This is a genomic window from Pseudomonas sp. S44 (assembly GCF_016624805.1).
GTDB classification, from domain to species: Bacteria; Pseudomonadota; Gammaproteobacteria; order Pseudomonadales; family Pseudomonadaceae; genus Aquipseudomonas; species Aquipseudomonas machongensis.
The window spans coordinates 35876-61152 of sequence record NZ_JACVTY010000026.1 but is presented as its reverse complement, the minus strand read 5'-3'; the positions used below and the strand labels follow the sequence as shown (position 1 = coordinate 61152).

At 64.1% G+C, this 25277-nt stretch carries 24 protein-coding genes; 9 read left to right on the top strand and 15 right to left on the bottom strand.

Annotation, left to right across the window (positions count from 1 at the left end):
- Positions 1 to 8: 8 nt before the first annotated feature.
- A complete protein-coding gene (locus tag IAE40_RS18865) occupies positions 9 to 770 on the top strand; it encodes a YdcF family protein (protein ID WP_200603688.1) in 762 nt (253 codons plus the stop codon).
- Between the two features lie 110 nt (positions 771 to 880).
- On the opposite strand, the gene lnt is transcribed toward IAE40_RS18865, so the two are convergent.
- From lnt to IAE40_RS18825, 8 genes are all read right to left on the bottom strand, one after another.
- Positions 881 to 2398 (bottom strand): apolipoprotein N-acyltransferase, encoded by a 1518-nt coding sequence (lnt, locus tag IAE40_RS18860; RefSeq protein ID WP_200603687.1) that lies wholly within the window; start codon positions 2396 to 2398, stop codon positions 881 to 883.
- Between the two features lie 8 nt (positions 2399 to 2406).
- Positions 2407 to 3246 carry an HlyC/CorC family transporter gene (locus IAE40_RS18855; RefSeq protein WP_054892824.1) on the bottom strand — a complete coding sequence of 280 codons (840 nt, stop codon included), beginning with the start codon at positions 3244 to 3246 and terminating at the stop codon, positions 2407 to 2409.
- A gap of 29 nt (positions 3247 to 3275) precedes the next feature.
- Positions 3276 to 3749: an rRNA maturation RNase YbeY gene (gene ybeY, locus IAE40_RS18850; RefSeq protein ID WP_063542617.1), complete on the bottom strand. Its 474-nt coding sequence runs from the start codon at positions 3747 to 3749 to the stop codon at positions 3276 to 3278.
- A complete protein-coding gene (locus tag IAE40_RS18845) occupies positions 3742 to 4740 on the bottom strand; it encodes a PhoH family protein (protein ID WP_112897246.1) in 999 nt (332 codons plus the stop codon). Before IAE40_RS18845 ends, ybeY begins: the two co-directional genes overlap by 8 nt.
- Before the next feature lie 131 nt (positions 4741 to 4871).
- Positions 4872 to 5423 carry a tetratricopeptide repeat protein gene (locus tag IAE40_RS18840; protein WP_153774462.1) on the bottom strand — a complete coding sequence of 184 codons (552 nt, stop codon included), beginning with the start codon at positions 5421 to 5423 and terminating at the stop codon, positions 4872 to 4874.
- 232 nt (positions 5424 to 5655) lie between these two features.
- Positions 5656 to 6939 carry a glutamate-1-semialdehyde 2,1-aminomutase gene (gene hemL, locus IAE40_RS18835; RefSeq protein ID WP_200603686.1) on the bottom strand — a complete coding sequence of 428 codons (1284 nt, stop codon included), beginning with the start codon at positions 6937 to 6939 and terminating at the stop codon, positions 5656 to 5658.
- 17 nt (positions 6940 to 6956) lie between these two features.
- On the bottom strand, positions 6957 to 7580 hold the full coding sequence (gene thiE / locus IAE40_RS18830; RefSeq protein ID WP_197892065.1) for a thiamine phosphate synthase: 624 nt from the start codon (positions 7578 to 7580) through the stop codon (positions 6957 to 6959).
- A 14-nt stretch (positions 7581 to 7594) separates the two neighbouring features.
- Positions 7595 to 8392, bottom strand: a complete 798-nt coding sequence (locus tag IAE40_RS18825; RefSeq protein WP_065861613.1) for a hydroxymethylpyrimidine/phosphomethylpyrimidine kinase — start codon at positions 8390 to 8392, stop codon at positions 7595 to 7597.
- A gap of 264 nt (positions 8393 to 8656) precedes the next feature.
- On the opposite strand from IAE40_RS18825, the gene IAE40_RS18820 reads away from it, so the two are divergent.
- The 4 genes from IAE40_RS18820 to IAE40_RS18805 all read left to right on the top strand — a co-directional run bounded on the left by IAE40_RS18820 (position 8657) and on the right by IAE40_RS18805 (position 14672).
- The gene (locus IAE40_RS18820; RefSeq protein ID WP_200603685.1) at positions 8657 to 10645 is read left to right on the top strand and encodes a sensor histidine kinase; all 1989 of its coding nucleotides are present in this window, start codon (positions 8657 to 8659) and stop codon (positions 10643 to 10645) included.
- Positions 10646 to 10744: 99 nt separating this feature from the next.
- Positions 10745 to 12388, top strand: coding sequence for an acyl-CoA dehydrogenase family protein (locus IAE40_RS18815; RefSeq protein WP_153774465.1), 1644 nt, complete (start codon positions 10745 to 10747; stop codon positions 12386 to 12388).
- A gap of 145 nt (positions 12389 to 12533) precedes the next feature.
- On the top strand, positions 12534 to 14036 hold the full coding sequence (gene amn / locus IAE40_RS18810; protein WP_200603684.1) for an AMP nucleosidase: 1503 nt from the start codon (positions 12534 to 12536) through the stop codon (positions 14034 to 14036).
- Positions 14037 to 14042: 6 nt separating this feature from the next.
- Positions 14043 to 14672, top strand: a complete 630-nt coding sequence (locus tag IAE40_RS18805; protein ID WP_054892833.1) for a pseudouridine synthase — start codon at positions 14043 to 14045, stop codon at positions 14670 to 14672.
- 28 nt (positions 14673 to 14700) lie between these two features.
- Here the strand turns inward: IAE40_RS18805 and IAE40_RS18800 are convergent, their stop codons facing one another.
- Entirely contained in the window at positions 14701 to 14904 is a 204-nt protein-coding gene (locus IAE40_RS18800; RefSeq protein ID WP_013974331.1) for a DUF2788 domain-containing protein, read from the bottom strand.
- 54 nt (positions 14905 to 14958) lie between these two features.
- Positions 14959 to 15435, bottom strand: coding sequence for an Lrp/AsnC family transcriptional regulator (locus IAE40_RS18795; RefSeq protein WP_016712159.1), 477 nt, complete (start codon positions 15433 to 15435; stop codon positions 14959 to 14961).
- Positions 15436 to 15839: 404 nt separating this feature from the next.
- Between IAE40_RS18795 and IAE40_RS18790 the strand changes: the two genes are divergently transcribed.
- Positions 15840 to 16679: a DUF6515 family protein gene (locus IAE40_RS18790; protein ID WP_200603683.1), complete on the top strand. Its 840-nt coding sequence runs from the start codon at positions 15840 to 15842 to the stop codon at positions 16677 to 16679.
- 42 nt (positions 16680 to 16721) lie between these two features.
- Here the strand turns inward: IAE40_RS18790 and IAE40_RS18785 are convergent, their stop codons facing one another.
- Together IAE40_RS18785 and IAE40_RS18780 are read right to left on the bottom strand one after the other, a co-directional pair.
- Positions 16722 to 17591 carry a cation diffusion facilitator family transporter gene (locus tag IAE40_RS18785; RefSeq protein ID WP_153774467.1) on the bottom strand — a complete coding sequence of 290 codons (870 nt, stop codon included), beginning with the start codon at positions 17589 to 17591 and terminating at the stop codon, positions 16722 to 16724.
- Between the two features lie 25 nt (positions 17592 to 17616).
- The gene (locus tag IAE40_RS18780) at positions 17617 to 18036 is read right to left on the bottom strand and encodes a hypothetical protein (RefSeq protein WP_054892836.1); all 420 of its coding nucleotides are present in this window, start codon (positions 18034 to 18036) and stop codon (positions 17617 to 17619) included.
- Between the two features lie 119 nt (positions 18037 to 18155).
- Here IAE40_RS18780 and hrpB point away from each other — a divergent pair, with 119 nt between their 5' ends.
- Entirely contained in the window at positions 18156 to 20690 is a 2535-nt protein-coding gene (gene hrpB, locus IAE40_RS18775; RefSeq protein WP_200603682.1) for an ATP-dependent helicase HrpB, read from the top strand.
- A gap of 26 nt (positions 20691 to 20716) precedes the next feature.
- Here the strand turns inward: hrpB and IAE40_RS18770 are convergent, their stop codons facing one another.
- From IAE40_RS18770 to IAE40_RS18760, 3 genes are all read right to left on the bottom strand, one after another.
- Positions 20717 to 21268, bottom strand: a complete 552-nt coding sequence (locus tag IAE40_RS18770) for a hypothetical protein (RefSeq protein WP_197892076.1) — start codon at positions 21266 to 21268, stop codon at positions 20717 to 20719.
- A gap of 233 nt (positions 21269 to 21501) precedes the next feature.
- Positions 21502 to 22008: a hypothetical protein gene (locus IAE40_RS18765; RefSeq protein WP_200603681.1), complete on the bottom strand. Its 507-nt coding sequence runs from the start codon at positions 22006 to 22008 to the stop codon at positions 21502 to 21504.
- Positions 22009 to 22202: 194 nt separating this feature from the next.
- A complete protein-coding gene (locus IAE40_RS18760) occupies positions 22203 to 22976 on the bottom strand; it encodes an alpha/beta fold hydrolase (RefSeq protein ID WP_054892840.1) in 774 nt (257 codons plus the stop codon).
- 104 nt (positions 22977 to 23080) lie between these two features.
- Between IAE40_RS18760 and IAE40_RS18755 the strand changes: the two genes are divergently transcribed.
- Both IAE40_RS18755 and IAE40_RS18750 read left to right on the top strand, forming a co-directional pair.
- Positions 23081 to 24517, top strand: coding sequence for an HD domain-containing phosphohydrolase (locus tag IAE40_RS18755; protein WP_153774471.1), 1437 nt, complete (start codon positions 23081 to 23083; stop codon positions 24515 to 24517).
- Between the two features lie 117 nt (positions 24518 to 24634).
- A complete protein-coding gene (locus IAE40_RS18750; RefSeq protein ID WP_153774472.1) occupies positions 24635 to 25183 on the top strand; it encodes a hypothetical protein in 549 nt (182 codons plus the stop codon).
- Positions 25184 to 25277: the final 94 nt, after the last annotated feature.

Below are 25277 nucleotides of genomic sequence, written 5' to 3'. Positions count from 1 at the left end.
GTGCGCGCATGCCGATTCGTTTTTTCGTCAAGCAGTGGCTTATGCCGCCGGGCTTGCTGTTTCTGTTGCTGCTGGCGGCCTGGTGGCTGCGCAAGCGCCGCCCGCGCCTGGCCGGGTTGTGCTTTTTCATCGGGCTGGCGGGCTTGTGGCTGATGAGCCTGCCGTTGGTGGTACAGGAGTCGGCACGGGCGTTGGAAACCGAGGCGCCCCTGGCACTGGATGAGTGGGCCGGGTTGGCTGCGCGTGCCGATGCCATCGTGATCCTGGGCGCAGGTCGGGAGCGTGGCGATCCGGCCTGGGGCGGACAGGACCAGCCCGCTGGCACGGCGTTGGAGCGCATGCGATATGCGGCGCAGTTGGCCAAGGCTTCGGGCTTGCCGGTGCTGACCACCGGCGGCCTGCACTACGGCACGCCGCCGAGCGAGGCGCAACTGATGGCCGATCGGCTCAAGGCTGACTTCGGGGTGGATGTGGCCTGGAAGGAAGAGGCCAGCCGCACGACCTGGGAAAACGCTCGTTTCAGCGCCGATGTTCTGCAGCCGTTGGGCCTGCGCCGTGTGGTAGTGGTGACCCAGGCCTGGCACATGCAACGCTCACGCTGGAGCTTCGAGCAGGTGGGGTTCGAAGTGGTGCCCGCGCCAGTGGGGTTCCTGGGGGGCGATCATGCACGACCGTTTGCCGGGCTGCTGCCGGAAAGCCGGGCGATCTGGCAGAGCGGGCAGTTGCTCAACGAGGCGGTAGGGCTGCTGGGATATCGATTGTTCTATTGATGTGGCAAACGCTGTGCTGGTCTCTTCAAGGGGAGCGCGCGCCAACAGGCACTGGGTCCTTAAGACCTTGCAGTGCCTGTGGGAGCGGGCTTGCCCGTGAAAAAAGCCCGTTAGAGGGCTCTGGCGATCCTGGCTGCCAGCAGCGCCCAGCCCATCAGCAGCACGCAGACGATTGCCAATGGCCGCGAGCGCCACTGCAGGTAAGGCGTGAGCTGCTGCATCGGCACCACATCACCATACAGAATCGCCTTCTGGAACTGCGGAATCTGGGTGGTGATCCTGCCGAACGGGTCGATCAGGGCCGTTACACCATTGTTGGTGGCGCGGATCATCCAGCGGCCCGCCTCGAGTGCGCGCATCTGTGCCATCTGCAGGTGCTGTAACGGGCCGATCGAGGTGCCGAACCAGGTGTCGTTGCTGATGGTCAGCAGCAGATCGCTCTGCGCTGCCAGCTCTGCGGCGAATTCCGGGTAGACCACTTCGTAGCAGATGTACGGCGCTATCTGATAGCCCTTGGCCTGCAGCAGAGGCTGGTCTTCCGGCCCGCGGGCGAAGTCGGACATCGGCAGGTTGAAGAACTCGATCAGCCCGCGCAGCACGTCCTGCAGCGGTACGTACTCGCCAAATGGCACCAGCTTCTGCTTGAGGTAGGTGCCGTCGCCTTCGCCGGTCACGGTGATGCCGTTGTAGTAGCGGCGCTGGTGGTGCACCACTTCGCGGATCGGCACCCCGGTGATCAGCGCCGAATGACGGCCAGAGGCGAAGCTGCCCATCATGTCGATGTAGCCCTGGGCCTGGTCCTTGAGCACCGGTACTGCGGTCTCGGGCCAGATCAACAGGTCGACCGGCTTGGAGCTCAGGCTCATGTCGCGGTACAGCGCCAGTTGGGCGTTGACGTGGGCCGGGTCCCATTTCAGGTCCTGCTCGACGTTACCCTGCACCGCAGCCACTTTCAGTGGCTCGCCGGCCGGTCGGGTCCAGGCGTGGTCCTTGAGTGCCAGGCCGATGCCCCACGGGGCGACCAGCAGCAGTGCGCCCACCGCGAGGAAGGCCGGGCGTGCCCGCAAACGGTGCAGGTTGCACAGCAGTGCGGCAGACAGCGCCAGGGCGAAGGAAATCAGCCAGACGCCCCCCAGTGGCGCAAGCCCCGCCAGCGGACCGTCAAGCTGGCTGTAGCCGGCGTAGAGCCAGGGGAAACCAGTCAGGAACCAGCCGCGGAACGCCTCCTGTAACAGCCACAGGGCGGCGAAGCACAGGGCGTCAGCCAGTGGTGCCTCGTTGCGCCGCAGCCAGCGCGCCCAGAGCCAGGCGGGCAGGGCGAAGAACCAGGCGATGGCGGCGAAGAATGCCACCAGCAGCAGGATCGCCAGCAAGGGCGACGCCCCGCCGTAGGTATTGATGCTGACGTAGATCCAGCTGGTGCCAGCGCCATACAGGCCGAACCCATAGCACCAGCCGCGACCCAAAGCCTGGCGCGGGCTGAGCTCGCGCAGGCCAAGGTAGAACAGCATGATCGCCAGCAAGGCGATCGGCCAGATGTCGAAGGGCGCCAGGGCCAGGGAGGTGGAAGCGCCGGCCACCATGGCCAGCAGGTTACCGGGCCAGCCGGGGCGGGTGATCCAGCGCATGTTCGTCCTTAGCGGGTGATCGGGGTCAGGCGCAGCAAGTGTATCCGGCGGCTGTCGGCATTGAGAATGCGGAAGCGATAGGCGCCGATTTCGGTGGTCTCGTTGCGCTTTGGCAGGTGACCAAAGGCGCTCATGACCAGGCCGCCGACAGTGTCGAACTCATCGTCGGAGAACTCGCTGTCGAAGAACTCGTTGAAGTTCTCGATCGGCGTGAGCGCTTTTACCAGGAAGTCGCCACTGGGCAGTGGCTTGATGTAGCTGTCTTCCTCGACGTCGTGCTCGTCCTCGATGTCGCCGACGATCTGCTCGAGCACGTCCTCGATGGTTACCAGGCCCGCGACGCCGCCGTATTCGTCGATGACGATGGCCATGTGATTGTGGTTGGCGCGGAACTCGCGCAGCAGCACGTTCAGGCGCTTGGACTCCGGCACGAAGGTGGCCGGGCGCAGCAGGTCCTTGATGTTGAAGCTGTCGCCGTTCTCCTTGAGGATCAGCGGCAGCAGGTCCTTGGCCAGCAGGATCCCGAGCACATCGTCATGGCTTTCACCGATCACCGGGTAGCGCGAGTGCGCGGCGTCGATCACCGCCGGCAGGAATTCGCGTGGGGACTGGCTGGCCTTGATGCTGATCATCTGCGAGCGCGGGACCATGATGTCGCGTACCTGCAGGTCAGCGACCTGGATGGCACCTTCGACGATGGTCAACGCTTCGCTGTCGAGCAGCTTGTTCTGATGGGCTTCGCGCAGCAGCTCGAGGAGCTCCTGGCGGTTTTTCGGCTCATGGGCAAAAGCCTGGGTCAGTTTACCCAGCCAGGACTTCTGCCCGTTGCTCGATCGATCTTCGCTCATGGCGGTTTACTCGTGTTCCTTTGCAGTGATCAAGGGTTGATTGAATCGGTGTCGTCATCGGCGTACGGGTCAGGATGACCCAGTTCGGCCAGCAATTCGCGTTCCAGGGCTTCCATTTCCTCGGCCTCATCGTCGTCGATGTGGTCGTAGCCGAGCAGGTGCAGGCAGCCGTGAATGACCAGGTGCGCCCAGTGTGCCTCCAGCGCCTTGCCTTGTTCGCTGGCTTCGCGCTCGACCACCGGCACGCAGATGACCAGGTCGCCCAGCAGCGGAATATCCAGCAGTTCATCGGGCACGTCAGCAGGGAAGGACAATACGTTGGTCGCGTAGTCCTTGTGCCGGTAGGTGTTGTTCAGTTCGCGGCCCTCGGCCTCGTCGACCAGGCGGATGGTCATTTCCGAGTCGGCGCTGCGCTGGCGCAATGCCAGCTCGCACCAGCGGCGGAATGCCGCGTCGTCCGGGGCGGGGGTATCGGTGGCCCGTTGCAGATCGAGTTCAAGCATCTTTGGCGGGCGCCTCGGGCTTGGCCTGACGGGCTTCGAAGCGATCGTAGGCTTCGACGATGCGCTGCACCAGCGGATGGCGTACCACGTCCTTGGGCTGGAAATGGGTGAAACTGATGCCCGGGACGTCCCTGAGCACTTCGATCACGTGGGCCAGCCCCGACTTGGTGCCACGCGGCAGGTCGACCTGAGTGATGTCGCCGGTGATCACAGCAGTCGAGCCGAAGCCGATGCGGGTGAGGAACATCTTCATCTGCTCGAGGGTAGTGTTCTGGCTTTCGTCGAGGATGATGAAACTGTTGTTCAGCGTGCGGCCCCGCATGTAGGCCAGCGGGGCGATCTCGATCACCTGGCGCTCGATCAGCTTGGCCACGTGCTCGAAGCCGAGCATCTCGTAGAGGGCGTCGTACAGCGGGCGCAGGTAAGGGTCGATCTTCTGGGCCAGGTCGCCGGGCAGGAAGCCGAGCTTCTCGCCGGCTTCGACCGCCGGGCGTACCAGCAGGATGCGGCGCACCTGCTCGCGCTCCAGCGCATCGACGGCGCAGGCCACGGCCAGGTATGTCTTGCCGGTGCCGGCCGGGCCGATGCCGAAGTTGATGTCGTTGGCCAGGATTTCCTTGACGTAGCGCTGCTGGTTGACCCCGCGCGGGCGGATGTTGCCCTTGCGCGTGCGCAGCGAGACGCTGACTTCGTTGACGGCGGGATTGTCGATGTTCTCGACCGCCGACTCCTGGAGATAGAGGTGGACCGTTTCCGGCGACAGGTCGGTGGCCTTGGTCTCGCGATAGAGACGGCGCAGCAGCTGTTCGGCGGCGGAGGTGGTCTTGGGCTCGCCGATCAGTTCGAACTGATTGCCGCGGTTGCGAATCTCGATGGCCAGGCGTTGTTCGATCAGGCGCAGGTGCTCGTCGAACTGGCCACACAAGTTGGCGAAACGGTGGGCCTCGAAGGGTTCGAGGGTGAAGCGATGGGGTTGTATGGGTGCGTTCAAGGTCGGTTCAAGGCGCTCGACGAGGGATATGAACTCAAGAATAACCCTTGAGCGACAGTGGCGAAAGATCTGAAACGATCAAGGGCAAGGCTGACAGTCTGCCAGCACCATTTGACGATTGGATGATCGGATCAGGGCAGCGGCGAGAACGGCGTGCGCCCTTCGGCGCTTTGCAGCTCCAGAAGGTACTTGCGGAAGATCTGCCCCAGCACTTGCGTGGCATGCTCGAGTTCGTCGCGGGGCATCTGCTCGGTGACTTCGTCGGCCATGTCCAGCGCGTCTTCGGCGCCGTTGACCGCAGCGATCTTCAGCAGGATATAGGCCTGGACGTTGTTGGCCTTGACCCCCTCGCCATGGAAGAACATGCCGCCCAGACGATACTGGGCCTGGGCGTGGCCCTGCAGCGAGGCTTTCTCGAACCAGTTCAGTGCCTTGTTCAGGTCCTTGGGGGCCTGGTTGCCGGTGTAGTAGAACTCGCCCAGTTCATACTGCGCCTGGGCATCGCCGGATTCCGCACTTTGCGCGCAGGCTTTCAGCGCATTCTCCAGGTCTTGCGGCTGGGCATTGAGAGTGCAGCGGCCCGTCGCTGGAATCAGCAACGAGTTACCGCCCTCTGCCAGGACCAGCAGGGGCTGAAGAAGCAACAGGCAGCCCAGGGTGAGGGCGCGGCCGGTGCGGTTCATGGGGATCGACTTACCTCTGCAAAGCTGCGGCCAATGTCTCTGGTGGCACATTATGGGATAAGCAGCGCCAACCTTACAAAGTTTTACTCGAAATTCTGCATCGAGGTGTATTTGTGCGACTTGTGATGGGGCTCACGTTTTGCTCTGAAGCAGCCTCATCGCGGGACAAACCCACCTCCACAGACGGTAGCAGTGGAGGTGGGCTTGTCCCGCGATGAGGCCATCAGGTTGGTCACTTCAGCTTGGCAAATGCCCGCTCGGCCGCATCCAGGGTGATCTGCAGCTCTTTCTCGCCATGGGCGATGGAGGTGAAGCCCGCTTCGAACGCACTCGGTGCCAGGTACACACCGCCCTCGAGCATCAGGTGGAAGAAGCGCTTGAAGCGCTCTGCGTCGCTGGCCATCACATCGTCGAAGGTGACGATGTCGTCGGCACCGGTGAAGTACAGGCCGAACATCGCACCTGCCTGGGTGGTGACGAACGGCACGCCGGCAGCATCGGCGCGTTGTTGCAGGCCGTCGAGCATGCGGCTGGTGAAGGCGCTCAGCTCGTCGTGGAAGCCCGGGCGGCTGATCAGCTTGAGGGTGGTCAGGCCGGCGGCCATCGCCAGCGGGTTGCCCGACAGGGTGCCTGCCTGGTAGACCGGGCCGAGCGGGGCGATGCAACCCATGATCTCGCGCTTGCCGCCGAAGCAGCCTACCGGCATGCCGCCACCGACGATCTTGCCGAAGGTCGACAGGTCCGGGGTAATGCCGTAGTGGCCCTGTGCGCCACCCAGCGATACGCGGAAACCGGTCATCACTTCATCGAAAATCAGCACCACACCGTGCTTGTCGCACAGCGCGCGCAGGCCTTCGAGGAAGCCTGGCGCCGGCGGTACACAGTTCATGTTGCCGGCTACCGGCTCGACGATGATGCAGGCCACTGTCTGGTCAACGTCGGCGAGGGTCTTCTCGACGGCTGCGATGTCGTTGAACGGCAGGGTCAGTGTGTGCTTGGCGAAGTCGGCCGGCACGCCCGCCGAGCTCGGCACGCCTTGGGTGAGCAGGCCGGAACCGGCTTTGACCAGCAGGCTGTCGGAGTGGCCGTGGTAGCAGCCTTCGAACTTGATGATCGCATCGCGACCGGTGTAGCCACGGGCCAGGCGAATGGCGCTCATGGTGGCTTCGGTGCCCGAGCTGACCATGCGTACCATCTCCATGGACGGCACGATCGAGCAGACCAGGTCGGCCATCTCGGTTTCCATGGCGGTCGGCGCACCGTACGACAGGCCGTGCTCCAGCTGACGGCGTACCGCGTCCAGTACGTCCGGGTGACCGTGGCCGAGGATCATCGGGCCCCAGGAACCGACGTAGTCGACGTAGCGCTTGTCGTCTTCATCGACCACATAGGCGCCTTCGGCATGTTTGAAGAACAGCGGGGTGCCGCCGACGCTCTTGAAGGCGCGCACTGGCGAGTTGACGCCGCCGGGGATGTGCTTCTGGGCTTGGGCGAACAGGGTTTCGGAACGGGACATGGGATCTTCTCTCGAAATCAGGAAGCGAACAGGGCGTTGAAGGCGCGGGCGCGGCGGGTGACTTCCTGCGCGCTGTCGGCACCGAACAGGCCGTGGATCACCGCCAGCAGGTCGGCGCCATGGGCGACCAGCGGGGCGGCGTTGTCGAGGGTGATACCACCGATCACTGCGATCGGCAGCTTGACCTGGGCGCGAGCCTGCTCGATCAGTTCGAGGCGGGCGGCCGGGGCGCCGGGCTTGGTCAGGGAATTGAAGAAGCGGCCGAAGGCCACGTAGCTTGCGCCTTCGCTGGCGGCCTGTGCGGCCAGGTCGAGGCTGGCATGGCAGGTCGAGCCAATGATGGCGTTGCGCCCAAGCAAGGCACGGGCGGGTGTGAGCGGGCCGTCGGTCTGCCCCAGATGCACGCCGACGCCCAGGCGCGCGGCCAGCTCGGCGTCATCGTTGATGATCAGCTGGGTGCCGTAGCGTTCGCAGAGTCGCATCAGCGCTTCGGCCTCGCGCAGGCGCCGCGCCGCATCGTCACCCTTGTCGCGGTACTGCAGCAGGCAGACACCGCCTTCGAGCGCTGCCTCGACATGCGAAAGGAAACGGCCGGCGAGCAGCTGGCTGTCGGTGATCGCGTACAGGCCGCGTAGCTTCATGTGATGGCCTCGTATCAGGAGCAGAAGTCCAGGGGCAGGCGGCGGGGCACGTACTGGCCCTTGCCCAGTTGCTCGGCGTCGCGCAGCGTGCGCCAGGTGTAGTCCAGGGCGCTGCGCACCGCACTTTCGAGCTGTTCGCCCAACGCCAGGCGACCGGCCAGGGCGCTGGCCAGCGTGCAGCCTGAACCATGGTAGCTGCCGGGCAGGCGCTGGCAGGTCCAGGTGTGTTGCTGGCCGCTGCGGCTGTACAGACGGTTGTGAATTTCCACCTCGTCGCCATGGCCGCCGGTAATCAGAAGATGCTCGCAGAACGGCAGAAGTTTCTCTGCGCATTCGTCTGCGCTGCCGTTCGGCAGTTCGGCAAGGATGCGTGCCTCGGGCAGGTTGGGCGTGGCGATGGTGGCCCGCGGCAGCAGACGCTCGCGCAGGGCGTAGCCGACCTCGTCCTTGCCCAGGCGGCCGCCACCACCGGCACGCAGCACCGGATCGCAGACCAGCGGCAGGTGCGGATGCGCGGCGAGGAGTTCGGCGACGGTATCGACCATCTCGGTCGAGCCGAGCATGCCCAGCTTGACCGCTGCCACGCTGGAGTCGGCCAGCACGGCGTTGGCCTGGGCCAGCACCCACTCGCGGTCGAGCACGCGGAAGTCGGAAACGTTGACGGTATCCTGGACGGTCAGTGCGGTCACGGCAGGGGCGGCGTGACAGCCTTGGGCGATCAGGGCTTCGATATCTGCCTGCAGGCCTGCACCGCCACTGGGGTCGTGGCCGGAGAGACAGAGGACAACGGGGCGGGAGCTGTAGGTATTCATGGTCGGCGAGCTTACCATCAAACCCCTTTGCGCGAATCGGCGAGTGCGGCAATTTAGTTGACCATTTGGTCAACTTGAATCTGTGGTAATGCCTGAAATTACCGTTCTAGAGCGCTTTATGGCAAATTGACAGTGGCTGCTGGACGGCTCCCAAGGCTATGCTAGAGTGCTCGGATAACTCTATTAACGGCGCTGCCGGGTTTCGTCGTCTCAAAGGGATGGGAGGCAATCACGACGCAACCGCGCAGACCATGCTGGGGCTGTATGCGCTATTTGCTGATTGTGCTCTTGGGCTGCCTGCCCCTGCTCGCCGGAGCGGTCGATTTCGACGATGCTACCCGGCAACTCCCCTTGGGCAAGCTGATGCAGGTCTACGAAGACGTGGATGGCAGCGCCAGCATCGACCAGGTCAGCGCGCCAGCGTTCGCCTCGCGCTTTCGCACGCACACCCAGGACGTACTCAATGCCGGCTACTCGACGTCGGTGTTCTGGCTGAAACTCGACCTGCGTCCTGTCGGTCTGCCAGCAGCCGCGCCCCGCCAATGGTTGCTGGAACTGGCCTACCCTCCGTTGGATCACCTGGAACTCTACCTGCCTGACGGGGAGGGCAAATGGCGCCTGGCGCAACGCACCGGCGATGCCTTGCCCTACGCCAGTCGGCAGATCCGGCAGAACAACTACCTGTTCGAGCTGCGTTTGCCCCGCGAGCAGACCACCACGGTCTACCTGCGCCTGCACAGCCAGGGATCGGTGCAGGCGCCGCTGACCCTCTGGTCGGCCGAGGCCTACATCGAGTCGCAGCCGGGGCGCTTCTACGTACTGGGCATGATCTACGGCGTACTGCTGGTGATGCTGGTCTACAACCTGTTCATCTATCTGAGCGTGCGCGATGTCAGCTATCTCTACTACATCCTTTATATAGGTGCGTTCGGCCTGTATCAGATCTCGGTGAACGGTGCCGGGGTCGCTTACTTCTGGTCTGACAGCCCCTGGTGGACCAACGCCGCCACGCCATTGTTCATCGGTGCGGCCGGTCTGTTCGGCTGCCAGTTCACCCGCCACTTCCTGCAGGTGCGTCGCCTCAGCCCGGGGTTCGACCGTCTGTTGTTGCTGTTGATGGCCTGGGGTGTGCTGGTGATGCTGCTGGCCGTAAGCTTCTCCTATGGCGTGGCGCTGCGCATGGCCACGGCGTTGGCGCTGACCTTCACGGTGAGTGTGTTTGCTGTCGGTGTGATGGCCTGGCGGCGTGGCGTGCGCGTTGCGCGCTGGTTCGTCATTGCCTGGACGGCGTTTCTGCTCGGCGGGCTGGTCAATACGTTGATGGTGCTGGGTTACCTGCCCAACGTGTTCCTGACCATGTACGCCAGCCAGATCGGCGCGGCACTGGAAGTAGCGCTGCTGTCGCTGGCCCTGGCCGATCGCATCAACCGCCTGCGCGAGGAACAGTCGCGGGCGTTGCGTGACAGCGGCCGAAAACTCGAGCAGCTCAATCAGCAACTGGCGCGCAGCAATCGACTCAAGGATGAATTCCTTGCCACCGTCACCCATGAGCTTCGCACACCGATGAACGGCGTGATCGGTTCGCTGGAACTGATGCAGACCCTGCCCATGGGCGCCGAGCAGGCGCAATATCACCGCACGGCCGTGGGTTCGGCACAGGACATGATGGCGATGGTCGACGACATCCTGATCCTCACCGAACTCCAGGCGGGCCGTCTGCGCGCTCACGGCGCACCGTTCAGCCTTCGGCGACTGTTGCAGGAGCTGCGGGCAGGGTATGCCGGGCAGGCCCTGGGCAAGGGGTTGTACCTGAGCCTGGACGTGCCTGCGGACCTGCCCGACAGCTTGGTGTGCGATGCGCAAAAGCTTGCCCGCTGCCTCGCCTGCCTGGTGGACAACGGGTTGAAATTCACCCATCAGGGCGGTGTGATGATCCAGGCCCGCGGTCGCCGGATCGGCCCCGACAGCCTGGCGCTGAGTGTGACGGTCAGCGACAGCGGCATCGGTTTCGACGATCTGGACCAGGCCATCCTGTACCAGCGCTTTTTCCAGGTCGATGGTTCCATGACCCGGCGCTATGGCGGCCTGGGTATCGGCTTGTCTATCTGTCGCCAGTTGGGCGAGCTCATCGGCGCGCGCCTGTCCCATGAGTCGACGCGTGGCCTGGGCAGCCGCTTCGAACTGGCGATGACGGTGGCCGTGGCCCAGGTGCAGGCCCCTGCCGGGCGAATGGCTTCCGGGCCTGGGGCTTAGTAGGTCGGGTCACCAGAATCGGCGCTTTTGCCACTTTGACTCATGGGTAATGAGTGCTTCACTGGACCTTCCAGGCCACTTCGGATCCAGGAGCCGCCCATGAACCTGCACCAGTACGCCGAAACCCACGAAGTCACCAACCAGCCGCCGCCGCTCGACGGCGCCAATCTGTACCGCCTCGATGTCCCGTTGCAGGAATGGTCGAGGCGTTTCGGGGCGGGATGGGCCGAGGCGCGGATCGATGCCTATGGTGCCTTGGCGGGCGGGCCGCTGATGGCTGCAGGGTTCCTGGCCAATGCCCACAAACCCGAATTCAGCAGCCACGACCGTTATGGGCACCGCATCGACCTGGTGACCTTCCATCCGGCCTACCACGAGCTGATGCGCACTGCGGTCGAGCATGGCCTGCCCTCGCTGCCGTGGGCGGAGCCGCGCGCTGGCGCCCATGTGGCCCGGGCCTCGATGACCTACCTGCATAGCCAGGCCGAAGCCGGCACCGGCTGCCCCTTGACCATGACCTTTGCCGCCGTGCCGGCGCTGCGCCTGCAGCCGGAGCTGGCCGAATACTGGCTACCCAAGGTACTGGCGCGTGAGTACGATCCGCGCAACATCGGTGACCGGCACAAGGCCGGGGTGACCATTGGCATGGCCATGACCGAGAAGCAGGGCGGCACCGACGTGCGTGCCAACACCACCCGCGCCTATCCGATCGGCACGCCCGGACCGGGGCAGGCCTACGAGCTGGTGGGGCACAAATGGTTTTGTTCGGCGCCGATGTGCGATGCCTTCCTGACCTTGGCGCAGACCGAAAAAGGCCTGAGTTGCTTCCTGCTGCCGCGCCATCGACCGGACGATCAGCGCAACCAGTTCTACATCCAGCGCTTGAAGAACAAACTGGGCAATGTATCGAACGCTTCCAGCGAGGTCGAGTTTCGGGGTGCCCTGGCCTGGATGATCGGTGAGGAGGGGCGCGGCGTGCCGACCATCATCGAGATGGTGGCCATGACCCGCTTCGACTGCATGGTCGGCTCCAGTGCCTTGATGCGCCAGGCCCTGACCCAGGCCACTCATCACTGCGCGCACCGCAAGGTCGGCGGCAAGCTGCTCAGCGAGCAGCCCCTGATGCAGAACGTGCTCGCTGATCTGGCGCTGGAAAGCGAAGCAGCGTTGGCCCTGAGCCTGCGCATGGGCCAGGCGCTGGATCAGCTCGACGATCCGCAGCAGGCGCATTTCGCCCGTCTGGTCACGGCGGTGGGCAAGTACTGGATCTGCAAGCGTGCCCCGGCGATGATCAACGAAGCGGCCGAATGCCTGGGCGGCGCCGGTTATGTCGAGGACAGCATCCTGCCACGGCTGTACCGCGAGGCGCCGGTCAACTCCACCTGGGAGGGCTCGGGCAATGTGCAGTGCCTGGATGTGCTGCGTGCGCTGTCCAAGGAGCCGGGCGTGCTCGAGGCCCTGTTCGTCGAGCTGGGGGATGGCCATGGCGATCCGCGGCTGGCTGCGCACATCGGCAACCTCAAGGGTGCATTTGCCGACACCAGCGACATCCAGTACCGGGCACGCCAGTTGACCGAGGACATCGCCGTGGCGATTCAGGCCAAGCTGCTGCTCGAGGCGGGCAATGCCACGGTGAGCGATGCATTTATCGGCAGTCGGCTGGGCACGGGCGGCCTGGTGTATGGCGCGTTGCCGCGTGGCGTCGATGCCCAGGCCTTGGTGGCGCGCGCCACGCCGCTCTGATTGCGTTGGCCTCTTCGCGGGTAAGCCCGCTCCCACACGTTCACCGCTGGTTTCAAATACAGCGCAGCACCTGTGGCAGCGGGTTTACCCGCGAAGGGGTCGCCATTTACCACCGGGGGTGTTTTTAACGCCGAAGGCAGGCAAGATGGAAACCCTGCATGCCCTCGAAGACAGGAAGCCCAGCGTGAGCCAAGCGTTTGTAGTCGTTGATACCCCCGAACAGGCCGTCGATCGTCTGGCGGCCCTGCATGAACAGGCCACCGGGGCCCTCAGCCAGGCCCTCAAGCGTTACCTCAAGGACCGCACCGAGCCGGACGAAGACCAGCGCGCCCAGTTCCGCTATCCGGCCCTGCGCCTCACCTACTACAGCCAGGGCGAAGTTGCCGCCACCACGCGCGCCTACGCCAAGGTGCAGGTCGCCGGGACCTACAGCGTCACCGTCACCCAGCCGGCCGCCTTCCGCGGTTATCTGCTGGAGCAGCTACGCCCGTTGATGAGCGACTACACCGTGACGGTGGAAGTGGGTGTCAGCGAGCAGAACATCCCGTATCCCTATGTGGTCGACCAGGGCGACGAGCTGGCCGGCAGCGGCATCACCGCTGCGCAGTTGGCGCGGGTATTCCCCAGCACCGACCTGTCTGCCGCCACCGACAATATCGCCGATGGGCTATACGACTGGGAAAGCGCCGAGACGCTGCCACTGGCGCTGTTCGACGCCGCCCGCGTGGACTTTTCGCTGCGTCGCCTGGTGCACTACACCGGCAGTGACTGGCGCCACATGCAGCCGTGGATCCTGCTGACCAACTACCACCGTTATGTCGACCAGTTCATCGCCCATGGCCTCGAGCAGTTGCGCCAGGATCCGCGCTTCGTGCGCATGGTGCTGCCGGGCAATGTCGTGATCGAGAAGGGCATGGACAACGGCGAGGCCCAGGCACTGGTGGCTGGCGTGGTCTGGCATCGCTACCAGATGCCGGCCTACCACCTGATCGCCGCCGACGGTGATGGCATCACCCTGGTCAACATCGGTGTCGGCCCGTCCAACGCCAAGAACATCACCGACCACCTGGCCGTTCTGCGTCCGCACTGCTGGCTGATGATCGGCCACTGTGGCGGCCTGCGTCAGTCGCAGACCATCGGCGACTACGTGCTGGCCCACGCCTACATGCGTCGCGACGGCATCCTCGATCGCGTGGTGCCGCCGAACATCCCGATCCCGGCCCTGGCCGAGGTGCAGCTGGCGCTGCAGGAAGCGGCGGCGCAGGTGACCGGCGAGCGCGGCGAGCAACTGAAAAAGCGTCTGCGTACCGGCACCGTGCTTACCTACGACGACCGCAACTGGGAGCTGCGCTGGGCCCAGGAGCGCCCGCTGATCAACCTTTCGCGCGCCGTGGCGGTGGACATGGAGAGCGGCACCATCGCGGCACAGGGTTATCGCCTGCGTGTGCCCTACGGCACCTTGCTGTGCGTTTCCGACAAGCCACTGCACAGCGAGATCAAACTGCCGGGCTCGGCGAACGCCTTCTACAACCGTGCGGTCAGCCAGCATCTGAAGATCGGCATCGCTGCCCTCGACCTGCTGCGCACCGAGCTCAACTCGCTGCACTCGCGTAAACTGCGCAGCTTCGATGAGCCGCCGTTCCGCTGAGGATCCATGCCCCTGCCACCCCGCTCCAAACCGCGCCGCCCGGCGGCGCGTCCTTCCGGCCCGCGTCGCCCGCCCAAGGCGCCGCCGGCCGAGCCTCGCCTGATCCTGTTCAACAAGCCCTTCGATGTGCTGACCCAGTTCAGCGACGACCAGGGGCGCGCCACGCTCAAGGACTTCATCGATATCCCGGGCATCTACCCCGCGGGGCGTCTGGACCGTGACAGCGAGGGGCTGCTGCTGCTGACCAACGACGGCGGTTTGCAGGCGCGCATTGCCGACCCGAAGCACAAATTGCCCAAGACCTATTGGGTGCAGGTCGAAGGCGAGCCGAGCGAAGAGCAGTTGCAGCGTTTGCGCGATGGAGTCGAACTCAACGACGGCAAGACGCTGCCAGCCGAGGCACGTCTTCTGGAGGAGCCAGCGCTTTGGCCGCGCAACCCGCCGGTACGCTTTCGCAAGAGCATTCCCACCCATTGGCTGGAACTGGTGATCCGCGAAGGGCGCAACCGCCAGGTGCGACGGATGACGGCGGCGGTGGGGCTACCGACCTTGCGTCTGGTGCGGGTCCGGATCGGTGACTGGAGCCTCGATGGGCTGGAGCAGGGCTGCTGGCGCGAGGTGCCGGCACGGCTATAGGGCTGCTCTGGCGCAATCGCGGGCTGTGCTACACCCCTTCGAGAAACCCCACCACCACGCTCTTGATGATGAAGGCCAGCACCCCCAACCCCAGCACGAAGAACAGGATCAGCGTGCCGAAGCGCCCGGCCTTGGATTTTTTCGCCAGGTCCCAGACGATGAAGCCCATGAACCCGATCAGCACGGTGACCAGGATGATCATCATCCATTCTTCGAAAACGGCGGGATCCATCTTTAAAGCTCCAGGCAGTCTGAAGACCCGATCATACGCCGGGTATCGCAGGTTTTAACGGAGGTGGGTCAATGGCATCTCGGTACTGGCCAGTACCTGGTTGAGCACGAAGCTCGAACGCACGCTGGTGACGCCTTCGATACGGGTCAGGCTGCCGAGCAATAATTTCTGATAGTGGTCCATGTCCGGTACCACCACCTTGAGCTGGTAGTCGGCGTCCATCCCAGTCACCAGGCTGCACTCGAGCACCTGGGGCAGGTTGCGAATGGCGGCTTCGAACGTCTCGAAACGCTCGGGGGTGTGGCGGTCCATGCCGATCAGCACGTAGGCGGTGAGGCTCAGGCCGAGCTTTTTGCGGTCCAGCAGGGCCACCTGACGCGAGATATAGCCGTCGTCTTCGAGCTGCTTGACCCGCCGGGAGCAGGGCGAGGGGGACAGGCCGATACGCTCGGCCAGTTCCTGGTTGGAAATGCGTGCATCGCGCTGCAATTCGGCAAGAATGCTCAGGTCGTAGCGGTCGAGCTTGCTCATCAAGAATGCCTTTTCTGTTCAGATTGCGGCGAATTATCAATCCTGAGTGAAAAATTGCGCAAGTGCTATTTATCAGAGCAATCTTCGCAATCCTCTGCCGCACCCATTCCTCTATCTTTATCAACAGAATCACTGCCCGGACTCAAGTCCACGGCGACGCGCCCTAGGCGGGCGGTCGCGGCCAGCCATCCAACCGGATCGCCTGGCCCCCGGGCTGCACAGCGTCCAGAAGACACTGTGAGGTGAGCCGACGTCACAAGCGTCGAGCACGGACGACAATTCCTGAAGGGAGGCCAATGGCCTCCCTTTTTTATTGCTCGTGTGCCTGGGGGGATTTCATCTGCCTGCCCCTGCCTCAGGTTAGACTGCTGCCATCAAGCGCTGTGGTTATCGAGAGGACGAGCATGAGGTCACGCATCTGGCAGTGGGCGGGTGTTGGTTTGCTGGGCATGGGCATCAGCCTCGGGGCGCTGGCCCAGGGGCCGGGCGACGGGCGTGGCTGGGATGGCCAGCAGGAGCCCAACGGTCCAGCCCAAGGTAGCTCGCCACTCAACTCCCGTGACGAAGTGCGCCAGACCCAGCCACCGCGCCAGGGCTACTATCAGGACATTCCGCGCCGCAACGGCGATATCCGCCACTGGGAGGCGGGCGGCCCTGGCCAGCGCCCGGGCGGTGACTGGCGGGGCCGACCCGACGGCCATGGCAATGGCTGGGGGCCGGGGCCGCAATACCGCCCTGGCTACACCACGGACCGTTTCCCGGACCGTTACTGGAAAGTGCCTTACCGCGGTCAGGACTACTTCTATTCAGGCGGCTACTGGTACCGCCCGCATAGCGGCGGCTACATCGTGGTGCGCCCGCCGTATGGCGTGCGGGTGAACTACCTGCCTCCCTACGCCCAGGAAGTGTGGTTGAGCGGATTACTCTACTTCCTGGTAGCCGATACCTACTACCAGTATCAGCCCGACAGCCAGGAGTACGTGGTGGTCAATCCGTCCGCCCCGGCGTATGCACCGCAACCCCAGCCTCAGACGGACAATGGCTATGACGTCGTCGCCTATCCGGCGAACGGACAGGGCCCGGAGCAGCAGGAGCAGGATCGTTACCAATGCCATCGCTGGGCCGTCAGCCAGTCCGGGTTCGATCCGGCCACGGCCACCTATGCGCCACCGGCCAATGTAGCCAACGGCTATCGCCGCTCGCTGGCAGCGTGCCTGAGCGGTCGGGGGTACAGCGTCAACTGAGGGGCGAGGCTCAGGGGAGGCAGAGCAAATGTGCTCTCGCCGCTAGACAGGATCGGCGTGCACCATGACATCTGCGCGCGGATAACGCTCGCGGATCGCCTCCGATGCCTTTACGCACAGGGCATGGGCTTCATGCAGCGGCAGTGCGCCGGGCAGTTCCAGGTGCAACTGGACGAACCAATGGCTGCCTGACACCCGGGTACGCAGGTCGTGCACCCCCTTGACGCCGGGAATGGCCAGGGCCAGTTCCTGCATGCGTTCGCCAATGTCGGCGGGCAGCTCCTGGTCCATGAGGATCGAGGTACTCTCGCGGGCAATCTGCAGGGCGCTCCAGAGGATGTACAGCGCGATCCCCAGGCCGAACAGCGCATCCAGTTGTGGCCAGCCAAAGCCGGCCAGCAGCAGGGCGAGCAGGATGCTGCCGTTGAGCAGCAGGTCGGAGCGGTAATGCAGCGAGTCGGCACGTACCGCAGTGGAGCCGGTGATGCGGATGACCTTGCGCTGGAATGCCAGCAGCGCCACGGTCAACGCCAGCGACAGCAGCATCACCGCAATGCCCGCGCCCGTGTCGCCCAGCGGCTGTGGCGTCTGCAGGCGCTCCACCGCCTGGAATCCGATCAATACCGCACTGACCGCAATGAACAGCGCCTGGGCCATACCGGCCAGGGCCTCGGCCTTGCCGTGGCCGAAGCGGTGATCGTCGTCGGCCGGGCGCAGGGCGTAATGCACCGCCAGCAGGTTGAGGAAGGAGGCGACGGCATCGAGCGCCGAATCGGTCAGGCCCGCGAGCAGGCTCACCGAGCCGCTCAGCCACCAGGCAATGGCCTTGGCCAGGACGAGAATGCTGGCCACCGTCAGCGAAGCACGGGTGGCCAGGCGCAGCAGGCGTTGATGTTCGGCGGTGGCAGTCATGCGTGGCGTGTCATTCCGGTGTCGCTCAGGCGGCCGGGACCAGGCCGAAGGCGGCCAGTTGTTCAACGCTGCCACGGTGCTGGATCAGCCGCGGATCGTTCAGGGGCAGGCGCTGGCCCAGTTCGCTTTCGAGAATAGCCTGCAGCTTGAGATTATCGATCTTGCCATCGGCATCGACCGCAGGCTTGAGCTTGGCCGGGTCGACCTGGGCGGTCTTGCCGCCAGGGTAGTAGATGGCGCCAGTGGCGAAGTCGACACCGAAGGCAATCAGGCCTGGGATGACGTAGAAGAGGATGCCGATCGCGTCCATGACGGCGACTACCGGATCGATCTTGCCTTCGATCTGGCCGCGACGGTCGGGATAGAGGATGGTGCCGCAGGCCGTCAGTTGGGTCAGCAGGGCAGCGATGAGGGCGCCACCGATGACGCGGGAATGGATGCGCATGTGAATCTCCGGAAAGGTGACTGCAGGAGGTCGGGCAAAAACGTCCGCACCTGATGCTCAGACCATGACGAAGCGGTCTCGGTTCGCCGTTATACTCGCTCGCCAGCTTGAGGACCACCATGAATTCTTTACCGATCGATGCTGTCTCGCCCGCCCTGCGTCAGGCCCTGGCCGAACGCCACGAAGCCGTGCTCGAGGCACCGCCTGGCGCGGGCAAGACGACCCGTGTGCCCTTGGCGCTGCTCGACGAGCCATGGCTGGCCGGACAGCGTATCGTCATGCTCGAGCCGCGTCGTCTCGCGGCCCGCGCTGCCGCCGAGCGCATGGCCAGCGAGTTGGGGGAAAAGGTCGGCGAGACGGTCGGCTATCGCATCCGGCTGGACAGCAAGGTCGGGCCGGATACCCGCATCGAAGTGGTCACCGAAGGCATCCTCACCCGCCGCCTGCAGGCCGATCCGGCGTTGGAGGGCGTGGGGCTGGTGATCTTCGATGAATTCCACCTGAGAAACCTCGATGCTGACCTTGCCTTGGCGCTCACGCTCAATGGTCGTGAACTGTTCCGGGACGATACGGCGCTCAAAGTGCTGCTCATGTCGGCGACCCTCGAAGGAGAAAGGCTGTCGCGCCTCCTGAATGACGCTCCGATCATCACCAGCGAGGGGCGGATGTTCCCGGTCACGACGATCTGGGGCAAGCCGCAGCAAGCCGGCGAGTACATCGAGCCGCGAGTGATCAGCACCTGTCTCGATGCGCTGGCCGAGCAATCGGGAAGCCTGCTGGTGTTCCTGCCGGGCCAGGCTGAAATCCGTCGCGTCCTGACAGGGCTTCAGGACAGCCTCGATGCCTCCCCATCCCTGAAGCGCAATACGTTGCTTTGCCCGTTGCATGGAGAGCTCGACCTGAACCAGCAACGGGCCGCGATCGACCCAGCGCCACCGGGGATGCGCAAAGTGGTGCTGGCCACCAACATTGCCGAGACCAGCGTCACCATCGATGGCGTGCGGGTGGTCATCGATGCCGGGCTTGAGCGTGTTCCGCGCTTCGACCCACGCAGCGGCATGACTCGTCTGGATACCCAGCGGATCTCCAGGGCCAGCGCTACCCAGCGGGCAGGGCGTGCCGGGCGGCTGGAGCCCGGCGTTTGCTATCGCTTGTGGTCCGAAGCGCAGCACGATCAGATGGCAGGCTTCGCCACCGCCGAAATCCAGCAGGCGGACCTGACCGGGCTGGCGCTGCAGTTGGCCAAGTGGGGTGTCCAGCCGAATGAGCTGGCGTGGCTCGATGCACCCCCTGCGGCTGCGTACGCACAGGCCAACGACTTGCTGCGCCGCCTTGGCGCGCTCCAGGCGGACGGGCAACTGACCCGGCACGGTCAGGCGATGGCCGAGCTGCCGAGCCATCCTCGAATTGCCCATCTTCTGCTGCGAGGTCACGAGCTGGGGCTGGCCGAGACCGCGTGCACTATCGCGGCCTTGCTGGGAGAGCGGGATATACAGCGTGGCGCGGGCGCTGACCTGCACAGCCGGCTGGCCATTCTCAGCGGTGAGCAACGTGCCCAGCGCGGTGAGCAGGGAGGCGCCCAGCGCGCCAGGCAACTTTCCCGGCAGTATCGATCCTACCTGCGTGGTCCTGTGTCGCAAGCCGTCGCCGATCCTCATCATCCACGTTGGGTGGGCTGCCTGCTCGCGCTGGCTTATCCCGACCGTGTCGCCCAGCAGCGACGTGATGGCGGGGCCGAATATCGCCTGGCCAATGGTCGGGCAGCGATGTTCACCGAGCCGGACGCCTTGATGAAGCACACCTGGCTGGCCATCGCGGACCTGGGCAGCCGACAGGGCCAGCGGGAGGAGCGGATCTATCTGGCCGCCGACCTCGACGCGGCGCTGTTCGACACCGTCCTGAAAGAGCAGGTCCGTACGGTGGACGCGCTCGACTGGGATGAGCGAGAGGGCGCCCTGCGCGCCGAACGACAAACCAAGGTTGGCGAGCTCGTGCTGTCGCGCATGCCCCTGGCGTCTCTGAGCGATGAGGCACGCGTGCAGGCGCTGCTCGACTATGTTCGACGCAAAGGCCTGGAGCTTCTGCCCTGGACGCCTGATCTTCGTCAGTGGCAGGCACGGGTGGAGCTGCTGCGGGTACTGGATGAGGAAGCGGGTGTCGTCGGCCAATGGCCCGACCTGCGGGATGAGACGTTGCTGCAATCATTGGACGAATGGTTGGGCCCTTATGTCGGCAAGGTGGCCCGGCTCAGCCATTTCGCCCTGCTCGATCTGTCTTCGATCCTGCGCAATCTCCTGCCCTGGCCGCTGCCGCAGCAACTGGATGCCCAGGCACCCCAGACGATGGCGGTACCCTCAGGATCCAGTATTCGTATCGACTACAGCGAGCGCCCACCCGTGCTTGCCGTTCGACTTCAGGAGTTGTTCGGGCAGGCCGACACGCCACGCATTGCCAACGGCAGGCAAGTGCTCAAGCTGCACCTGCTGTCCCCAGCCCGGCGCCCGGTCCAGGTGACCCAGGACCTGGCGAACTTCTGGCGCTCGACCTACCTCGAGGTGAAGAAGGATTTGAAGGGCAGGTATCCCAAGCATTTCTGGCCAGATGACCCTTTGGTCGCGCAGGCCACTGCCCGCGCCAAACCAAGGGGTACTTGAGCTAGGCGACGATGCGTTGAGGCGTTTCAATACACGTGTAGCCAGGACGTGCCTTCAACCATACCCGGCACATCCACCTTATGGATCACGAACTCGGCAGGTTGGGTGTCTTGAATGCTCAGATAGTGCATCTTGTGCCCCTCGATTTCCGTATGTTCGCTACAGACTCCTACGCGAATGCCGCGATGGTCTCTAAGATGGCAGCGCATGTAGCCGTCTGCCCAATCCAGTAGCTCGATCTTCCAGGGATAGGTTGTGCTGTTGTAGTCATAAAGTCCCAGATAACCATTTTTGCTGAAGCCCAGGTGTCCAAGGTTGTCGCCGTAACCTGTGGCCATCAGCTTGAACCAGAGGCGGTCGGGCGTTTTGGAAAGGAACTTCATCGAAAACAAGGGTGATTGACCCATGCCGCCCGCTTGAAGCCAGTTCGCTTCGTTGAATACACCCCAAGCAAGGTGTTCGTTGGGGCGGCTGAAGCGTAACGGCACCTTTTCTTCGTTTTGCAACAGGTAAATTCTGGCGTTGAAGTCTTCGATGGTGGGGGCGGCAAGAACTGCCTTGATTTCTTCATTGATCATGGGTCTTTAATCTCCTGCGGAGTTGGGGGCGTGTCCGGAACGGATACACACCTTCGACTCTGCAGTTGCTTCACCGATAGCAGCAGCGTGAAAGCGTTCCTATAACGGTGAAGCATGTCGCGCAGGTCACTGACTCGCCCAGCTCGACCTGCCGTCGATCCTGCGCAATTTGCTGCCCTGGCAGCTACCCCGTGCATCGCCCTGGGCCGTCAGCCGTTCGACCCCCTCAGGTATCAGTGCGCGATGCGCTCAACCAGGAAGGTCAGGGGATTGCCCATCTGGACATTCATGTAACTGAACCGCGCCGAAGCTTCCGGGGCTTCGCTGCGGGCTTTGACCTGATGGCCAAGATGATCTCGCCAGCGGCACAACAGACTGTCCTGGCCCCACTGCAGGGGCTCAAGCTTGAAATAGTCCACGACCGAGGCATGGCGGTAGAACCCAAGGTAGCCATTGCGGCTGACGCCGAGCTTCTTGTCCTGATGCTCGGCGTTGCCCATGATCATGAAGTTCAGGCGGTTGGGCGTTGTGGAATGAAGCAGGAAACGCATTACGCAGGCAGGATGCTCGTTCCCCGCAACCAGCCAATCGCTTTGTCCGCCGATGCTTGCTCCCTCGGCGTCGGTAAACAGGCTGGGATAGAGGGCTCTACGGCGCCCGGAAGGGTCAATCGCATGAATCCTGCCGAGAAATACCTGTGCGTTCAGGGCCCAGTTGGAGGTTTCGGGGGTGTCTGTCATTGAGGTGCTCCGCAATAGGATGGCGCCAGCCTGCGCGTGGTCGGGTCATGGCGCGTTCGAGTCAGATTCGTGGCGGGCATCAGTCTGGATAGCTGGAGCCAAGGGCGGGAGAGCGAAGGCTTTCCCGACCTTGCACGGCTCCAGCCCAGTGGGTGTCACCGACGGCGGGCGGAGGTGTCCGGCCCGCCCATCGTTCAGCGGGTGCTGGCGACCTTGTCGACGGCCTTGATGATCACCTTTGCCACCTCTGCAGGCTGCGATTGCTGGGGTACGTGGCTGGTGCCCAGCTCGGTGGTCTGTGCGCCCAGCTTCTTGGCGAAGGCGCGTTGCAGGCCTGGGTCGATCATGCGGTCCTGACCTGCAACCACGTACCAGGACGGTTTGCTGCTCCAGGCAGCAGCGCTGGTGCGGTCCTCGAAGGCCGAGGCGCGGATCGGGCCCTGGGTGGCGGTCATGATGTCGGTCTGGGCCTTGGGCAGGTCCTGGGCGAAATCGGTGGCCATGCCTTGGGGCGTCAGGTACAGGTAGCCGTTGCCGTCGGCCGCGATCTGGCTGATGCCGGGTGGGGTCGGGTAGCCCTGGCCCAGGTCCTTGCTGGCCTGGCCGGCATCGGGTGCGAATGCCGCCACATAGACCAGCCCGCGGACGTGGGCGTCGGTACCTGCCTGGCTGATCACCGTGCCGCCCCAGGAGTGGCCGACTAGGACCACGTCCCCTTGCTGGTTGTTCAGCACGCGCCGGGTCGCGGCGACGTCCTCGGCCAGCGAGGTCAGCGGGTTCTGCACCACCGTGACCTTGATGCCCTGGGCCTGCAGCAGCGGCACGACCTTGGCCCAGTCCGAGCCGTCGGCGAAGGCACCGTGGACGATGACCACCGACGGCTTGGCGGTGTCGGCGAAGCTGCTGCCGAGGGTGAAGATCGAGGCAGTCATTGCTATTGCGGTGGCAAGCGTTTTGAATCGGAACATGGCGCGGTCTCCTGTGAGTGATGGCTGTATTCTCGGTAGGATCTGCCTGCACGGGTATCGGTCGAATGACCGAGCCTCCAACTCACCCGAATTGTGGACCGCTCATGCCTGTTGCCGACTGCATCCCCCTGGAAGACGCCATCCTCGCCTTGTCGATGGTGGGTGACCTGAGCATGGGCCAGCCTATCGATCAGTCGCGCCGCACGGCGCAGCTGGCGCGCAGGCTCGCGCACGCCTGCATGGGCGAGGGCGACCACCTGCAGGTGGCCGCTGATGTCGCACTGTTACGCTGGTCCGGGTGCACTGCCAATGCTGAAGATTTCACCCGCCTGCTCGGGGACGACGTGGGGGGGCGTCAAGCCATGCTCGCGCAGACCCTCGACGCCGCCGGGCAGCGGGCGATGCTGCAGACCGGGCCGCTGGCGCGCGTGCACTGCGAGGTGGCTGGCGAGGTTGCAGTTGCTCTTGGACTGGGCGCGCCAGTGGAGCAGGGGCTGCGGCACGTGTTCGAGCATTTCGACGGTAGCGGTCGTCCATCCGGCCTGCGTCATCCACAGGTGCCTGAGGTGGTCTATCAGGTGGTGCTGGCAGGTGACCTGGAGATCCTTTCGCGAGCGCGGGGTCTCGAGGCTGCGCTGGCCTGGATCGAGGGGCAGGCCGACCAGCGGTACCCGCGCAGCCTGGTGAGGGAGCTGCGGTGTCAGGCGGCGGACTGGTTGCATGACTTGCAGGAGGCTGAACAAGCGACGGCCTCGAATACAGCTTGCTCCGATGTGCCTTTGACCCTGGTCGCCGATGTCATCGACCTCAAGCTGACCTGGCTTGCGGGCTATTCGCGTGGTGCGGCTGCGCTGGTGCATGACGCCGCCGGGCTGATGGGCATGTCGGCGGCGCTGCAGGACGTGCTGAGGCAGGCTGCGCTGGTGCATGGCATCGGCCGCGCCGCGGTGCCGAACCGGGTATGGAACCTGCCAGGAACATTGCTTGAAGGCGACCGCGAGCAGATTCGCCTGGTGCCCTACTGGACTCAGCGCGCTTGCGCGCAGGTACCGACATTGCAGCGTGCGGGCAGGCTTGCCGCACACGCCTACGAGCGTCTCGATGGCAGTGGTTATTTTCGTGGCGTGGAGGGTGATGCCCTCGCGCCGGAGCAGCGCTTGCTGGCCGTGGCGCTCGCCTGGCAGGCGCTGCGGGCCGAGCGTCCATGGCGAGCGGCGCTTGGCCAGCAGGAGGCCGAGCAGTTGCTCAGGCAGGAGGCGCAACAGGGGCGCTTCGACCTGCAGTGTTGTGAAGCCGTGTTCGCTGCCGCGCGCGGGGAGCGCAAGCTGCCGGCAGCCAAAGGGGGCGGTGGACTGTTGAGTGAACGCGAAAGCGAGGTGCTGCGCCAGATCAGCCTGGGTCACAGCAACAAGGAGGTCGCGCGGTTGCTGGGCATCAGTCCCAGTACTGTGCGCACCCATGTCGAGAGTACCTTCCGCAAGCTCGAATGCACCACGCGCGCTGCAGCCACCTTGAAAGCACTGACGCTTGGCTTGATCTGACACAAGGCAAAGCGCGTTTGCTGGAAGCATTACAGCCTTATGGGCGCGACCGGTTTACCAAGAAAGTGACAGCGCTGAAGACTTCAGCCATCTGACATCAATGCTTGGGAGAAACCGGTGAAAAATATCGAAAAAGTGACCAACGACGACTTAATGTCGTTCAGCAATCTGACACTCGTGAACTGCACCCTGGATGTGATCCACAACGGCGTCACCTATCCCGTTGTGCTGAGTCAGCGGGAAGACTATGCCAACCAGTTCGATTCCACGCTTTGGGATTGGCTGGTGCTGGGAAATCGCAATGCGGTATTCGACGATGCCCGCAGGATCTTCAAGTTCAAGTTTCACAAACAGGAGCCCAACCGGATTTACTACCACATCTGGGGCACCTCGGACCGAAGCGCGAAGAAGATCGCGCGCAGTGACAAAGGTTATCTGGGGATGTATGTCAGCGCCGATGCCAAGAACCCCTGGAAGCTGCAACCGCTGGAGTGGGATGGAAAGCGGCTGCGTTGCTTCCTGCGTGACCACGATGGCAACAGGGCCACCGTTGGCGAGTACCCTGAGTCGGCTGGGCGATACGTTGGTGCTGCGGGCGGATATGTCGACCACCTGAACACGTTCGCTGAAGGGGTGAGCGAGTTTTTCGTGACGCCTGTCGGGTAAGCATCAGGGCAATCGTGCCGTGGGACGGTGATCAGTGGAGTCGCTGAGGTATGACTCCACGTATCACGGCTGCAGTACCCGCGCCGCCGCAACG

What these genes read in the sequence shown, in the direction of transcription:
- IAE40_RS18865 (WP_200603688.1), top strand. Translation starts at nt 9, where the DNA reads ATGCCGATTCGTTTTTTCGTCAAGCAGTGGCTTATGCCGCCGGGCTTG.
- lnt (WP_200603687.1), bottom strand. Translation starts at nt 2,398, where the DNA reads ATGCGCTGGATCACCCGCCCCGGCTGGCCCGGTAACCTGCTGGCCATG.
- IAE40_RS18855 (WP_054892824.1), bottom strand. Translation starts at nt 3,246, where the DNA reads ATGAGCGAAGATCGATCGAGCAACGGGCAGAAGTCCTGGCTGGGTAAA.
- ybeY (WP_063542617.1), bottom strand. Translation starts at nt 3,749, where the DNA reads ATGCTTGAACTCGATCTGCAACGGGCCACCGATACCCCCGCCCCGGAC.
- IAE40_RS18840 (WP_153774462.1), bottom strand. Translation starts at nt 5,423, where the DNA reads ATGAACCGCACCGGCCGCGCCCTCACCCTGGGCTGCCTGTTGCTTCTT.
- hemL (WP_200603686.1), bottom strand. Translation starts at nt 6,939, where the DNA reads ATGTCCCGTTCCGAAACCCTGTTCGCCCAAGCCCAGAAGCACATCCCC.
- thiE (WP_197892065.1), bottom strand. Translation starts at nt 7,580, where the DNA reads ATGAAGCTACGCGGCCTGTACGCGATCACCGACAGCCAGCTGCTCGCC.
- IAE40_RS18825 (WP_065861613.1), bottom strand. Translation starts at nt 8,392, where the DNA reads ATGAATACCTACAGCTCCCGCCCCGTTGTCCTCTGTCTCTCCGGCCAC.
- IAE40_RS18820 (WP_200603685.1), top strand. Translation starts at nt 8,657, where the DNA reads ATGCGCTATTTGCTGATTGTGCTCTTGGGCTGCCTGCCCCTGCTCGCC.
- IAE40_RS18815 (WP_153774465.1), top strand. Translation starts at nt 10,745, where the DNA reads ATGAACCTGCACCAGTACGCCGAAACCCACGAAGTCACCAACCAGCCG.
- amn (WP_200603684.1), top strand. Translation starts at nt 12,534, where the DNA reads ATGGAAACCCTGCATGCCCTCGAAGACAGGAAGCCCAGCGTGAGCCAA.
- IAE40_RS18805 (WP_054892833.1), top strand. Translation starts at nt 14,043, where the DNA reads ATGCCCCTGCCACCCCGCTCCAAACCGCGCCGCCCGGCGGCGCGTCCT.
- IAE40_RS18800 (WP_013974331.1), bottom strand. Translation starts at nt 14,904, where the DNA reads ATGGATCCCGCCGTTTTCGAAGAATGGATGATGATCATCCTGGTCACC.
- IAE40_RS18795 (WP_016712159.1), bottom strand. Translation starts at nt 15,435, where the DNA reads ATGAGCAAGCTCGACCGCTACGACCTGAGCATTCTTGCCGAATTGCAG.
- IAE40_RS18790 (WP_200603683.1), top strand. Translation starts at nt 15,840, where the DNA reads ATGAGGTCACGCATCTGGCAGTGGGCGGGTGTTGGTTTGCTGGGCATG.
- IAE40_RS18785 (WP_153774467.1), bottom strand. Translation starts at nt 17,591, where the DNA reads ATGACTGCCACCGCCGAACATCAACGCCTGCTGCGCCTGGCCACCCGT.
- IAE40_RS18780 (WP_054892836.1), bottom strand. Translation starts at nt 18,036, where the DNA reads ATGCGCATCCATTCCCGCGTCATCGGTGGCGCCCTCATCGCTGCCCTG.
- hrpB (WP_200603682.1), top strand. Translation starts at nt 18,156, where the DNA reads ATGAATTCTTTACCGATCGATGCTGTCTCGCCCGCCCTGCGTCAGGCC.
- IAE40_RS18770 (WP_197892076.1), bottom strand. Translation starts at nt 21,268, where the DNA reads ATGATCAATGAAGAAATCAAGGCAGTTCTTGCCGCCCCCACCATCGAA.
- IAE40_RS18765 (WP_200603681.1), bottom strand. Translation starts at nt 22,008, where the DNA reads ATGACAGACACCCCCGAAACCTCCAACTGGGCCCTGAACGCACAGGTA.
- IAE40_RS18760 (WP_054892840.1), bottom strand. Translation starts at nt 22,976, where the DNA reads ATGTTCCGATTCAAAACGCTTGCCACCGCAATAGCAATGACTGCCTCG.
- IAE40_RS18755 (WP_153774471.1), top strand. Translation starts at nt 23,081, where the DNA reads ATGCCTGTTGCCGACTGCATCCCCCTGGAAGACGCCATCCTCGCCTTG.